Raw genomic sequence first — 13,489 nt, forward strand, 5'->3', positions numbered from 1 at the left:
CTAATGTCGACCGCCCAGGCAGGCCGTCAGCATGGGCACCACCTCGAAGAGATCCCCTACGATGCCGTAGGAGGCGAGCTTGAAGATCGGGGCTTCGGGATCCTTGTTGATGGCGACGATGACCCTGGAGCCCCCCATGCCCGCCACGTGCTGGACGGTGCCGCTGATGCCGCAGGCGATGTAGAGGGAGGGGCTCACGACCTTGCCGGTCTGGCCCACCTGCATGGCGTGGGGGAGGCCCCAGCCTGCGTCCACGGCGGCACGGGAGGCGCCCACCACGCCTCCGAGGGCCTCGGCCAGGTCCTCCAGGAGCTTGAAGTTCGCCCCGTCCTTCATGCCGCGCCCCCCGGCGACGATGATCTCCGCCTCCGCGAGTTCCGTCCTGCCGCCAGCCTTGGCCAGCAATTCCTTCACCACCGCCTTGAAATCGCTCAGGGGGGCAGGGAGGGCTTCCAAGGCAGGGGCTCTGGGGGACTCGGTCACAGGGAAGACGTTGGGGCGGGTGGTGGCCACCTGGACAGGGGTGGCGAAGTCGCAGGTGGCGAGGGCCTTTCCTGCATAGAGGGGGCGCAGGGCCCGGAGGCGTCCCTCCATCAGGCCCAGGCCCGTCACATCGGCGGCATAGCCCACCCCCAGGCGGGCGGCCAGGCGGGGGGCCATATCCCGGCCCAGGGCCGTGGCGGAGGCCAGGAAGACGCTGGCGCCCTTGGCCTGGACCGCTTCGGCCAGGAGGGTGGTGAAGCCATCGCTGCTGTAGGCCGCCAAGGAGGGGGCCTCGGCCTTGAGGATCAGGTCTGCGCCGTACCGGGCGGCATCCTCTGCCCCGGAGCAATCCGCGCCCGCGACGATGGCGCCCACCCGGACGCCCGCTGCATCCGCCAGCCGCCGAGCCTCGCTGAGGGCCTCAGCGGAGGGTTTCCGGAGCTTGCCCTCCTTCAACTCGCAAAAAACCAGAATCATGTCCGACCTCACTTCAAATCACCTTCGCTTCCTCCCGAAGGAGCTGGAGGAGGGCCGCGGCCTGGGCTGCGGCATTCCCCTCCAGCTTTCTTCCTTCGGGACGGGCCGGTGGCAGGGCAATGGCAGAGATGCTGATGGCAGCCTCTGTGGCCGTTCCCTCCAGCTCTTCGAGGGGCTTTTTCTTGGCGCCGATGATGCCCTTGAGGGTGGGGTAGCGGGGCTCGTTGAGGCCGCGCTGGGTGGTGATCACCGCTGGCAGGCTGCCCTCGATGACTTCGGTGCCGCCCTCGGCTTCCCGTTCGGCCCGGAAGCAGCCTTCGCCCAGCTCCAGCCGGGTGACGACCGTCGCCTGGGCCAGCCCCAGGAGTTCCGCCAGCATGGGGCCCACGGCCCCGTTGTCGCCGCCGAAGCCCATGTGGCCCAGCAGAAGGAGATCAAAGCCCTTGCCCTGGGCGTAGGCCGCCAGGTGCCGGGCCACCGAAAGGGGATCCCCCGTCTCAAGGGCGCGGATGAGGACGGCACTGTCGGCCCCCAGGGCCAGGGCGTTGCGCAGCATCTCCCTGGTCCGCTCCCCGCCCACGGAGACGGCCACCACCTCGGCGCCCTGGGCCTCCTTGATGCGCAGGGCCTCCTCCATGGCGTTCTCGTCATAGGGGTTGGTGATCCACTTCACGTCAATGGGGTCCAGGGATCTTCCGTCCGCTGCGACCTTGATCTTGGTTTCGGTATCGGGCACCTGCTTCAGGGCGACGAGGATCTTCATGGGTACTCCTGAAATACAGGCACGACTCACCATAGTAGCCTATGGATATGCAGAACGCTGACTTGAGGGCCTGGCTGCTGGCCAGGGCGCAGGAACTGGGCTTCGCCAAGGTGGGCTTGGCCTCCTGCGAGTCCTTCGAGGGGGAGCGGAGCCACCTCGATACCTGGTTCGGGGAGGGCAGGGGTGAGCTGCTGCCCTACCTGGATCCCAGGGCCCTGCTGGATCCCCGGAGCCTCATGCCCACCGCCCGGACGGCCCTGGTGGGCTTCTTCCCCTACGCCCGCCCCGACGCGGTGCCGGGGGCGGCCCCGGGAAGCCTGCGGGTGAGCCGCTACCTCTGGGGTGGGGACTACCATGCCCTGATGAAGGCCCGTTTCCAGCGCCTCCTGGAGGGGGCCCAGGAGCGCCTTCCCGGCATCGATGGGCGCATCTGTGTGGACACCGCCCCCATCCTGGAGCGTCAGTTGGCCGTCCGGGCCGGCCTTGGCTGGCAGGGCAAGCACACCCTCCTCATCGCCGGGAAGGGCGGTTCCTGGGGCTTCCTGGGGGTGCTGCTCCTGGGTGTGGAACTGGAGCCCGACACCCCTTTCCCGGGTTCCCGTTGCGGGAGCTGCACCGCCTGCCTGGATGCCTGCCCCACCGGAGCCCTCAGCCCCTGCCTGCTGGAGCCCCGGCGCTGCCTTTCCACCTACACCCTGGAGAGCGAGGCTGAACCGCCCCCAGAGGTCCTGGCGGCCATGCCGGAAGCCAAGTGGGTGGCGGGCTGCGATCGCTGCCAGGAGGTGTGCCCCTGGAACCGGGAGCCCCTCTGGGGGGACCCGGAGCTCTGGGGCGGCCCGAGCCCCCTCCACACCCTGGGCGCGGAGGATCTGCCCAGGAACACCTCCCAGTGGAAGAAAGTCACTCGCAGAACGGGTTTGCGGCGGGTCAGGCACCGCCACTGGCTGGCCACGCTGGCCCGGGTTCTGGGGAATTAGGAAAGTTTCGAAGTTTTCGTTGGATTCCCAGCGAAATTTTTCCTCTAATGGGCATTCGAGAATCATTTCGGGAGGCACAAAGAAAATGGCGATGAAGCACTTCACCATCCAGGATGCGGCGACCATGTATGGCGTCAAGGAATGGGGGTACGGCTTCTTCGGCATCAATAGCAAAGGCCACCTGGAGGTCTATCCCACCCGGGACGAGAACCTGTCCTGCGATATCCACGAGGTCGTCACCCATCTTCACAAGAAGGGCATCCGCACCCCGGTCACCCTGCGCTTCCCGCAGATCCTCGCCACCCGGGTCACTGAGCTCAACGAGGCCTTCCACAAGGCCATGAAGGAATACGACTACGAAGGCGATTATCAGGGCGTCTTCCCGGTCAAGACCAACCAGATCAAGGAAGTTGTCGATCACATCGTCAAGGCGGGCTACAAGTACCGCTATGGACTGGAGGCCGGCTCCAAGGCTGAACTGATGATCGCCCTGTCCATGAACCTCCATGCCGAGGCCCTGGTGACCTGTAATGGCTATAAGGATGAGTCATTCATTAGAATTGCGCTCCTGGCCCTGAAGGCTGGCCGCAACGTCCTCATCACCGTAGAGAAGATGACGGAGCTGCCCCTCATCCTCAAGGTGGCCAAGGAGCTGAAGGTGGAGCCCCTCCTGGGTCTGCGGATGAAGCTCAATGCCATGGGGAGCGGCAAGTGGGAGTCCAGCGCCGGAGATCACGCCAAGTTCGGCCTCAACACCCAGGAGATCCTGGATACGGTGGACACCCTGGAACGCCGGGGCCTGCTGGATTCGGTCCAGGAGCTGCACTACCACATCGGCAGTCAGATCACCGATATCCGCAAGATCAAGGCCGCCATCAAGGAGGCCACCCGGGTCTACGCCAAGCTGGTGAAGCGCGGCGTGCCCCTCAAGTACCTCAACGTCGGCGGCGGTCTGGGGGTGGACTACGACGGCAGCCGCACCACCTTCCACAGCTCCATGAACTACACCATGGAGGAATATGCGGCGGACGTGGTCTACACCACCAAGGACATCTGCACCCAGGAGCAGGTGCCCGTGCCCAACCTCCTGAGCGAGTCCGGCCGGGCCATCGTGGCCTACCACCAGGTTCTGGTGGTGGATGTCATCGGCCTCATCGATACGACCCACACCAAGTACCGGGTCGAACTGTCAGGCCAGGAGCCCCAGATCCTCAAGGAGCTGGCCTACACCCGGGACAACATCTCCGTGAAGAACTTCGCCGAGATGTACCACGACGCCATCACCCAGAAGGACGAGCTCATCACCCTCTTCAACCTGGGCTACCTGGGGCTGGATGACCGGGCCAAGGGTGAGATCCTCTTCTGGGAGGTCTGCCGCAAGCTGAGCCGCATCCTGAGCTACAAGAGCCTGAAATACATCCCCGAGGAATTCCAGGATCTCAACAAGAGTCTGGCGGACAAGCTCATCGCCAACTTCAGCCTCTTCCAGTCCATGCCGGACCACTGGGCCATCGACCAGCTCTTCCCGGTCATGCCCATCCACCGCCTCAAGGAGAAGCCCACCCTGTCGGCCACCCTCTGCGACATCACCTGCGACAGCGACGGCAAGGTGGAGAAGTTCATCGACCTCAAGGACGTGCGGGACGAGATCCCCCTCCACGAGCCCAAGAGCGGGGAGCCTTACTACCTGGCCTTCTTCCTCGTGGGGGCCTATCAGGACACCCTGGCCATGCGGCACAACCTCTTCGGCAGCGTCAACGAGGCCCACGTCATCGTCAACGAGGACGAGGACTTCCGCATCCAGCAGATCGTGCCCGCCCAGACCACGGACGATGTCCTGAAAAGCGTCCACTACGATCCCGACGAGCTGGTGGAAGGCCCCACCCGCCGCCGCAAGATCAGCGCCAACAGCGATGCCAACGAAGCCCTCAAGACCGCCCTGACGGAACAGCGCAAGCTGCACACGTATCTGGAGATGAATTAGGCCACGTGAACCCTTACCATCCCTCCCCCCTTCCGACAGAACAGGTCGAACTGCCTCCGGGACTCCAGGGCCTTCTGGACCAGATCGCAAGGAATGTCCATGAGAATTGGGCTCTTGCGAGAATCCAGGAGGGCTGGGTCTGGGGTGCCCAGCGGAATGACGGACTCCGGCAGCATCCCTGCCTTGTCCCTTACTCGGATCTGCCGGAGAGCGAGAAGGGTTACGACCGCCTGACGGCTGAGCAGACCCTGAAGGCCATTCTGGCCATGGGTTTCCGGATCCTTCCCCCTGAGCCCGGCGCCGCCTCTCCCGATGCCACCACCCAGCTGGTCCAGGCCCCGGCTCCTTCGGGTCCGAAAGTGCAGAACCGGGTGGGGGATTTCATCGGGAAGTACCAGCTCCTGGGCCTTCTCGGCGCCGGTGGCCTGGGGGAAGTCTGGCATGCCCGGGATACGGGGATCACCCAGCGGGAAGTTGCCATCAAGACCATCCTGGTTTCCGGGGAACATTTCCAATTGGACTCGCTGCGGTCTGAAGCCCAAGTGATGGCGAGGATGTATCACCATCCGAACCTGCCGGTTCTCTATGATGTGCTCGAAGTTACCGGCGGTTTTGTCCTGGTGATCGAGTACCTCCCGGGTTATGACCTCGACTGCTTTCTTCAGCACGCGCGGGGATTCATCAGCTGGTCGGACCTCCGGGCCATCATGCAGGGCATCCTCGCGGGTCTGGAGCATGCCCAGCGGTATGAGGTTCTCCACCGGGACCTCAAACCCCGGAACATCCGGATCTTCAATCCCCTCCCGAGGTACCGGGCGGTGCAGGTGAAGGATGTGAAGATCCTGGACTTCGGGCTGGGGATCCTCTGGAAGGAGTGGAACAAGCAGGTGGCCGATGACTGGACGGCGACCTTCGCACCCTTCGCTGGAACGCCAAGGTACATGAGCCCCGAGCAGATCCGGGGCGGGCCGCTGGGCACCGCGAGCGACCTCTACGCGGTGGGTCTGATCTTGTTCGAACTGCTCACGGGTAATTGGCCCTATGAGGTGCCCGAAACGCCCACGATCCGCTCCTTTTTCGAAGCCCATTGTGATCAGGCGCCGCAGGACCCGAGGCGGTGGCGACCTGATCTGCCGGAGGAACTGATTCCAATCCTCGATCGGTGCCTGTCGAAGGATCCCGGGCGGCGCTATTCCCGGGCCGAGGAACTGCGGGAGGTGCTGATGCCTCTCCTGGTGGACCTGGAAGCCCGATTCCCTGGCCCGACGCAGTGCGATTTCTCCGGCCAGGGCCTTCCCGGGGATCAGCAGGCCGGGATCGACGCCGATCAGGCGACCCGCAGCCTAGAACAACTCCGCAACCGGAGGGGATGAGCCGCGCGCCCCCTTGGCGAGTTTTCTTCATGCCCGGCCATTACTCTTCTCATCCGAGCCTTCACTGGGTGTTTCTGTCTGCACACTGGGATGCGGCGTCAAACCGTGAGCTTGCCAGCCTTTGTTACCTGGTATATGGGTTTTTTATTTTTCATCCTGCCAATCCTGTTCAAAGCTTTTCAACAGGATGTGCAGGATGGGCAGGATAAAAGCAGAAGGGCAATGAACTGCCATGGAAATAGGTCAGTAGTATTATATCTATTAAATATTTTTAATCATAAATGCTTCCGTATTGCCACTCGCTTGCCATCTTGGTGGGACTTGGTGCCCTTGGAGGCTTGGTGGTGGGGTTTTTTCCTTTGTTTGCGAATGCCTATGAATGATTACCCTGCGTTTATCTACGGCCTGCGCCGGAGCGCGAGCAGCAGCGCCTCGGCGCTGTCGTCGGATTCGCCGGACCACTGCCGATAGGCGCAGATGGCGGTGCGGGTCTGTGCGCCGATATTCCCGTCGATGGGGCCGGGATAGAATCCCAGCAGCTTGAGTTCTATCTGGATCGCGATCGCCAGATCCTGGCGGGCGGATCCATCCAGCGCCTTGAGGCTGGTCGAGCCGGGGCCATCACTTCCATAGCGGTCCCGGGGCTGCACCGAGAACAGGGCGATGCCCAGCGCCGTGAGGCCTGCAGTTGACAATGTCCGGAGGATGGTGGGATTCATCTTTTCGATCCCTTATCGCGGAGGGGCGACCTTGGGTACGGCGTCCGTGCCGATCAGCTCCAGTCCGGTGATTTGACTGACCTTCTGGACCATTGCCGATGCGTTGCCAAGCTGATACGGGGGGGATGACAGGAATGGCTGCAGGAGGGATGGCGTGTCTTCGGAGGAATCCTGGGGGCGTCCTTGAGAGAAGTCGGCAACCCTCCAGAAGCGGAGGGTCCCGTCCGATCCGCCCGAGGCAAGCAGTTGGCCATCTGGACTGAATGCGAGAGCCAGCGCAAAGCCGTTGTGTCCAGTCAGGCGGGCGATGAGCTGCCGCTGCGGGAGGTTCCAGAGACGGATTGTCTGGCGATCACTGCTTTGCGATCCTGACGCGAGCAGGCTCCCCTTGGGGTCGATGGCGAGCGCCCAGACCATCAATGAATGATGCCCCGGAAGCGTTGCGATCTCGCGCCTTTGGTTGACATCCCACAGCTTGATTCTTGAGTCGCCGCTGCCCGAAGCGAGGAATGAGCCATCCGGACTGAACACGATCGGACGAACCAGATCCCTGTGCCCTTTCAGAACAGTGAGCTCGCGCTTATCGGTGGGATTCCATAGCCGGAGCGTCGCGTCGTCGCTCGCCGAGGCGAGGAGCTTGCCATCGGGAGAGAAGGCCAGGCCGCCCACGGGCTTTTCATGGCCGCCCAGGGTGCCGAGCGGCCGAAGGTCCGGCATCGCCCAGAGCTTCACCTTGTTGTCCCAACCTGCGGATGCGATGACACGGCCATCCGGCGAGAAGGCGATGCTGGTAATCCATTCGCCGTGATCCGCGATGAAGCGGCTTTCCCGCCTGTGGGCCCAGTCCCAGAGCTTGATGCGGTGGTCCCGGCTGCCCGATGCCAGCAGCTTGCCGTCTGGGCTGAAGGCCAGGGTGCGCACGGAGTCAGTGTGACCCGAAAGTTCAGCGATCGGACGCTGGTTGCCCACATCCCAAATGCGGATCTTTGAGTCATCTCCGGCAGTGGCGAGGACGCCACCATCCCTGCTGAAGGCAACGGCGCGTATGGGACCGGCATGCCCGATCAGCGACGCCAGGTAGCGCTGCTTCGTGACCCGCCAGAATCGGATGGAGCCGTCCTCACTGCCCGATGCCAGGGAGTGGCCGTCTCCGAAGAAGGCCAGCGAGGCTATCGCCTTCGTCTGGCCGCTCAGGGTCGTGATCTTGTACCTTGAGCTGATCTCCCAGAGGCCGACGGTGTTGTCCAGGCTCCCCGAGGCGAGAATCTGGCCATCGGGGCTGAAGCGGACGGACTCCACCGATTTGCTGTGACCGGATAGGGTGGCGAGTTCGTGCCAGGTCGCCACATCCCAGAGGCGCACGGTACAGTCCCATAAACCTACAGCAAGCTGGCTTCCGTCCTTGTTGAATGCGATGGATCGGGGAGGCTCGGCATACTTGAAGGGCGCCCTCGCCTCACGGCCCTTGGCCAGATCCCAGAGCCGCAGGGAGCGGTCCTGAGCCGCGGAAACCAGGCCTTTCTCGTCGGGAGCAAAAGCGATGGCGGATACCCGGTCTGAATGGCCGCTGAGAACCCGGATGGATGTCTGCGACGCCGTGTCCCAGATCCGTATGGATGGATCGTCCCCTGCGGCGGCCACCAGCCTGCCGCTGTGGCTGAAGGCAACGGTTCGCATGGGGAGGGCACCTTGGTGGAGGACCGTGCGCAGCGATCCTGTCGCGACGCTCCACAGACGGACGCTCCCATCCTTTCCAGCGGAGGCCAGCACGGCTCCGCTCGGGTCGAAGCTCGTGGCACAGACGCTTCCCGTGTGGCCGGAGAGATAGGTCCGTGCCTTTTGGCCCGCCACATCCCAAAGGGTGATACGGCCATCGTCCCGTCCCCAGGCAAGCCATCTCCCGTCCAGAGACGCCGAAAGACCGCTGGTGAAGTGCTCGTTGGCCAGAGTTCCGCCCGGCAGGGCGTCGAGGGACAAGGAGGCCAGCAAGTCATCTTCAAGGGGATTCACATGGGCAAGCAGGCTGTGTTTGATGGCGTGGGCACCGTAGAAGATGGCCGCCGCCTCGTCGCGCCGCCCGACGGCATCCTTGGCCTTCTGCACCATGAGTTGCGCCAGGCGGAGATTGTGGGCGCGTTCGATCTTTTCGGCTTCCAGGTGGCCGTGGTACCAGACGCTGCCGATCAGGGTGGCGAGTGCGAGGCCGACCGCCACGGCACCGGTGCGTTGCCAGAACTGGCGACGTTTCTCGCGCTGGCGGAGATCGTCGTAATTGATTCCAAGAATGCCCGCCAGGAGCTTCAGCTTGGCATTCGCCTTCCCATCCTTGCCCGGACGCACATCCGCCGCAATGGGTTCTGCGCGCTCCTGGGTGAGGTCCCCATGGTCGCCGACCCGGTAGCGCACTGACTCGGGAAAGCACTCCAGCAAGCCTGAGGTGGGTCTGTCCGAAGCATTCGGCTCGCCGTCCACGATCAGGCAGAGGATGCGGTCTCCGCGCCCCAGCGCCTTGAATGCCGTGACTTCTTCATTCACCCAGTGCGATACCGCCGATCTGGGTGAGCAGATGACGATCATGTAGCGCGATTGAGCCAGGGCTTCGCTGATGTTAGATCCGAGATCGGCCGAGGTGGGGAGTTCTTCGCGGTCCCGGAAGACCGGGAAAAGACGTCTCGGAACACTGCCGTCCCGCGAGGGACGTCCCACTAGACGCCGCGGAACGCGATACGTCTCCAGCGCCTTGTGCAGCCAATCGCCCCAGGGCTTGTCCTGGTGGCTGTAGCTGATGAAAGCCCAGTATTTGTAGTCATTCGACACGGCTGCCATCCCCTTGGGGTGTCCATTGAGGTGACACCGATTGTGTCATCACGGCCAGATTCCGCACTCCTATCGGTACAGTGTAAAGAACTCAGTCTCGCCTACTTGCGTAAAATGCCTCCGGACATAGGCCGCGACAGCGTACCGGTCGCTTTCCGGCAGCGCCGTGAAGCCTTTGGCAAGGTTGGCAGCCTGCACTTTCTGGACGATGACGGTCAGCGAGCCGCGCTGGGTTGCCAGTGAATCCGTGACCCGGGCCAGGAGTTCAGGGTTTCCGAGGTCGACCCATTGGTCCCAATCCATGGGCAGCGGGTTGACTTGATTGGACTTGACCCAGTAGGCAGCAAGATCGGGGAGGATGGCGTAGCGAGGATCGGACACCTTGACGATGGCCTTGTTGAGATCGGCCAGGAAGGCGTATGTGTTCTTGTTCGTTCGTAGTCCCTTCCCGCCAGGAAGAACGTCATCCAGTGGGAAGCTCAGTTCCTTCGCAGGTCGGTCCAGATAGACATACTCCTTCCGTGCCGAGATGAAGTTGGCCATGACCAACCCCGTCATGATCGCGAGGATGGCCGAGGAGCGGACCGCAATGGCGCGACAGATAACCGATTCCACCGTGATCCGGGCAAGCGACAGCAAATAGATGACACAAAGTCCTGTGGCCAGGGCTGGTGTGTTGTAGCCGATGGACAGGGCCGCACACCAGGCGGATACGACGATCAGAAGTCCCAGGGGGGCCGCCTCGGATGAGCCGTCTCCTTCCACTCCAAACTGGAGGGTGGCGCCCAGGGCCATGCCGAAGAGTCCGAAAGACGGCGCATAGAGGAATCGTCCCTGGCCCATGGAGAAGCTCGCTGCAAGCACCGCTGCCGTGATGGCAAGAAGGCCGGTGGGGATGGCTATGCGGGTCCGCGCGCCATCCTGTCCGCTTTCGGATGTCGCGCGAGTCCACAGAAGGCGCCCGGCCACAAATCCCGAAAGCATTCCCCACGCGGTCGCATATTCCCAGATGAATCTCAGGAAGCCCGGGGTGACAAAATCGGCCCGCGAAGCGAGTTGCAGGCACATGTCCGGCAGTGCCCCCATGATTGCCATGGCCGCCACATAGCCCAGGCCCGGTGATGCGACCGATACCCATGCGAGAAGGCTCCTGCGGTGTCCCAGGAGAACGATGGCCATGGGGGCGAGAACGGCAAAGTTCTGCTTGCAGACATAGGCTGCTCCGATCAGGAAATAGCCCAGGGCCCGGGACTTCCTGGATTTCCCCAGGCATAGCAGAAGGCCTGTGGCGCTGAGGAACAAACCGTCGATGGTCGACCAGACCATTACCGGAAAGTAGTGGCAGCAGAGCGCGAAGGCGATGGTGGCGATCAGCAGCTCTGCCACCGGATCGCGCTTGATTCGGAGAAGACGGCTTGCGATGCGCGTCCATGCCAGGGCGATCCATGCGAACTGGAACCAGACGAAGAGCCGGGAGATCAGGAAGACGTGATCACCGCCGAGAAGCACGAAAGGGAGATGCAGGATCGCCGAGCCCACTGGACGCACGGTGATGAAGTCGCGGTGCGGGGTCTGGCCTTCCAGAAGGCGCCGACTGAAGGCCAGGTAGAAGCCATCGTCGGTGGGATTGAAGCCAAGCCCTGAGAAATGCCCATGAGCCAGGAGTGGCACCACGCAAAGGAAGAGCGCATACAGAGCCACTGCAAACAAGGGCCTATCGGTCGAGCATCCGTCTTCCGGTGATCGGACTTTGAGGAGGTTCAAGGCAGCTCCTGTTCCGGGCCCATCTGCTTTGATCGGATGAAAGCTGCGCGAAGCAAAGCCTGGGCACACTGAAAAAGGATGCGTGTGAGATCACCGGGGTGCCCAGGAAGTCTGGGACACGGGGAACGCAGATCCGGAAATCACGGGAGCCAGTTGGCTGTGGAGCGTCGGATGGCCTCCGGGTAGACCGGCCCCAGCACTTCGGCGCAGTGGAGATGCCAGGTATCCGCTTCGATGACCTCGATGCGCTCGAAGGCGGCGACGAAGGCCCGCTGGGCGGGAACGGAGGCCAGGCGGTCCTGGGTGGCCAGGAAGCAGAGGCCGGGGGTGGCTAGGCGCCGATGGGCGAGGATGGTCTGCAGATCGGTTTCCTGGCGGTCGTAGCTGCCTCGGTTTGCAGCGATGCGACTTCCCAGTTCCCCGATCAGGGGAGCCAGGATGGGATGCCAGAACAGGTCCTTGGGGCCCCGCACGACGCGCTCTCCGAAGTCCCGACTGCTGGCAGGCGCTCCTTCCCAGATGATGCCTCCCAGGGGGCCTTTGCCCTCTGCCTCGAGCTTTGCCAGGGCCAGGAGGCCCACGCTGGCCCCGAGGCTGCGTCCCATCATGATGATCCGCCGCCGTGGGGTGCCCTGGGCCTCCAGGTGATGGACGATGGCCACGACATTATCGGACTCCCGGGCCCCGAAGGTGATCAGGGGGGCAGGGCCCCCGCGCCGTAAGGCATCGTCCCGGCGCAGGTAGGTGAAGATGGCCGCGTCCAGGTCGGGGAAGACTCGCAGGGCAGGGCTGGTGCCCCAGCGGTCGTCCCCGAAGCCGTGAAGCAGGAGCGCGATGCCCCGGCTGGGTCTGGCTCGGCGGAGATGCCAGAGCTGAAGGCCCGAGACCTCCTCTGAGGACCAGGTTCCCCCTGGATCCCCCTGGCTGCCCGCCGCCAATTCCCGATAGGTGGCTTCGACCCGGCTCAGGGGTTGGGGCTTGTAGAAAGGGGGATCCGTCAGTTCGTGGGCGAGGGAACGGGCCTTGTAGGCGACAAAGCCTGCCAGCAGGGCGACGCCCAGCCCGCAGGCGATGATGAGAGTGCGCGATACCAGCTTCATCCGGGGTTTACTTCTTCTCCAGGCGGGCCTTCACGCCGGGCAGTCCAGGTGCCGGGGGCAGCTCTTCGGACTTGCCATAGAGGGTGGCGTTGAAGTGCTGGGCGAAGAAGACCTGGAACAGCCCCTTGCCCTCCTGGAGCTCCCATTCACCCTGGTCGGGACCGAAGGCCTCCAGGGGGCTGATGAGGACGAAGCGGTGCTTCCCGGGCGTCAGGCCGGAGACGATCAGGCGCAGGCCGCCCTTCTTGGAGTTCTGCTGCACGGGGATGCGGGTGCCGTCCAGGGTGAGATCCAGGGGACCCTGGACCGTCTTGGTGAACTGGATCTCGACGGTTCCGGCGGGTACGGGCTTCCTGGGCAGGATGGGGTTGGTCTTCTTGGCGCAACCCGCGCCAAACGCCAGAATGGCCAGACCTGCGACCAGTACCAGGGACTTCCTCATGAGAACCTCCATTAGCAGCCTACCCGTATTCCGGTGGTCATGGCAGTGTGCCGACAGGGCGGGATTGGTTCGAAAGCGGGTATTCTGAAGCTTCGCTAGGAGATCCCATGACCAAAGTCCGCTTCACCACCGACAAGGGCGACATCAACCTCGAACTCTTTCCCAACGAGGCCCCTGGCACCGTGGCCAACTTCGTGAAGCTCATCAACGAGAAGTTCTACGATGGCCTTGCCTTCCACCGCGTGATCCCCAACTTCGTGATCCAGGGCGGCTGCCCCAACACCCGTGAGGGTGCTACCGGCATGCCCGGCACCGGCGGCCCTGGCTACAAGATCAAGTGCGAGACCAAGGGCAATCCCCACAAGCACGAGCTGGGCGCGGTCTCCATGGCCCACGCTGGCAAGGATACCGGCGGCAGCCAGTTCTTCGTCGTGAACGGCCCCCGCTCCGGTGTCCAGCACCTGGACGGCATCCACACCGTCTTCGGCAAGTGCGTCGGCGAGGAGGACATCCAGGTGGTCCTGGCCATCCGGGCCAACGACCGCATCATCAAGGCTGAAGTCGTCGAATAGGACAGGGCCCCGATTCGC

The 13,489-nt window shown here is 63.5% G+C and carries 11 protein-coding genes; 4 read left to right on the top strand and 7 right to left on the bottom strand.

From position 1 onward, the window contains the following. Both HOLFODRAFT_RS0201115 and HOLFODRAFT_RS0201120 read right to left on the bottom strand, forming a co-directional pair. Positions 1 to 960 carry an electron transfer flavoprotein subunit alpha/FixB family protein gene (locus HOLFODRAFT_RS0201115; protein ID WP_005037286.1) on the bottom strand — a complete coding sequence of 320 codons (960 nt, stop codon included), beginning with the start codon at positions 958 to 960 and terminating at the stop codon, positions 1 to 3. A 13-nt stretch (positions 961 to 973) separates the two neighbouring features. Beyond that, entirely contained in the window at positions 974 to 1,723 is a 750-nt protein-coding gene (locus HOLFODRAFT_RS0201120) for an electron transfer flavoprotein subunit beta/FixA family protein (protein WP_005037283.1), read from the bottom strand. Positions 1,724 to 1,770: 47 nt separating this feature from the next. On the opposite strand from HOLFODRAFT_RS0201120, the gene queG reads away from it, so the two are divergent. The 3 genes from queG to HOLFODRAFT_RS22390 all read left to right on the top strand — a co-directional run bounded on the left by queG (position 1,771) and on the right by HOLFODRAFT_RS22390 (position 6,057). Next, positions 1,771 to 2,700, top strand: a complete 930-nt coding sequence (gene queG, locus HOLFODRAFT_RS18680; protein WP_005037282.1) for a tRNA epoxyqueuosine(34) reductase QueG — start codon at positions 1,771 to 1,773, stop codon at positions 2,698 to 2,700. Positions 2,701 to 2,785: 85 nt separating this feature from the next. After that, positions 2,786 to 4,684 carry a biosynthetic arginine decarboxylase gene (gene speA, locus HOLFODRAFT_RS0201130; RefSeq protein ID WP_005037280.1) on the top strand — a complete coding sequence of 633 codons (1,899 nt, stop codon included), beginning with the start codon at positions 2,786 to 2,788 and terminating at the stop codon, positions 4,682 to 4,684. Between the two features lie 5 nt (positions 4,685 to 4,689). Then, positions 4,690 to 6,057 (top strand): protein kinase domain-containing protein, encoded by a 1,368-nt coding sequence (locus tag HOLFODRAFT_RS22390; protein ID WP_005037278.1) that lies wholly within the window; start codon positions 4,690 to 4,692, stop codon positions 6,055 to 6,057. 398 nt (positions 6,058 to 6,455) lie between these two features. On the opposite strand, the gene HOLFODRAFT_RS0201140 is transcribed toward HOLFODRAFT_RS22390, so the two are convergent. The 5 genes from HOLFODRAFT_RS0201140 to HOLFODRAFT_RS0201160 form a co-directional block, all read right to left on the bottom strand. Next, complete coding sequence (locus HOLFODRAFT_RS0201140) at positions 6,456 to 6,776, bottom strand: peptidoglycan-binding domain-containing protein (protein ID WP_005037276.1); 321 nt, start codon at positions 6,774 to 6,776, stop codon at positions 6,456 to 6,458. 12 nt (positions 6,777 to 6,788) lie between these two features. Continuing rightward, positions 6,789 to 9,593 carry a toll/interleukin-1 receptor domain-containing protein gene (locus HOLFODRAFT_RS22395; protein ID WP_052572389.1) on the bottom strand — a complete coding sequence of 935 codons (2,805 nt, stop codon included), beginning with the start codon at positions 9,591 to 9,593 and terminating at the stop codon, positions 6,789 to 6,791. Positions 9,594 to 9,662: 69 nt separating this feature from the next. After that, the gene (locus HOLFODRAFT_RS0201150; protein WP_005037272.1) at positions 9,663 to 11,357 is read right to left on the bottom strand and encodes a hypothetical protein; all 1,695 of its coding nucleotides are present in this window, start codon (positions 11,355 to 11,357) and stop codon (positions 9,663 to 9,665) included. Positions 11,358 to 11,497: 140 nt separating this feature from the next. Continuing rightward, positions 11,498 to 12,457 carry an alpha/beta fold hydrolase gene (locus tag HOLFODRAFT_RS0201155; protein ID WP_005037270.1) on the bottom strand — a complete coding sequence of 320 codons (960 nt, stop codon included), beginning with the start codon at positions 12,455 to 12,457 and terminating at the stop codon, positions 11,498 to 11,500. Positions 12,458 to 12,464: 7 nt separating this feature from the next. Beyond that, positions 12,465 to 12,899, bottom strand: coding sequence for a hypothetical protein (locus tag HOLFODRAFT_RS0201160; protein ID WP_005037267.1), 435 nt, complete (start codon positions 12,897 to 12,899; stop codon positions 12,465 to 12,467). Positions 12,900 to 13,006: 107 nt separating this feature from the next. Here HOLFODRAFT_RS0201160 and HOLFODRAFT_RS0201165 point away from each other — a divergent pair, with 107 nt between their 5' ends. Continuing rightward, complete coding sequence (locus HOLFODRAFT_RS0201165) at positions 13,007 to 13,471, top strand: peptidylprolyl isomerase (RefSeq protein ID WP_005037266.1); 465 nt, start codon at positions 13,007 to 13,009, stop codon at positions 13,469 to 13,471. The last annotated feature ends 18 nt before the right edge of the window (positions 13,472 to 13,489 follow it).

It is taken from the genome of Holophaga foetida DSM 6591 (assembly GCF_000242615.2).
Lineage (GTDB): Bacteria > Acidobacteriota > Holophagae > Holophagales > Holophagaceae > Holophaga > Holophaga foetida.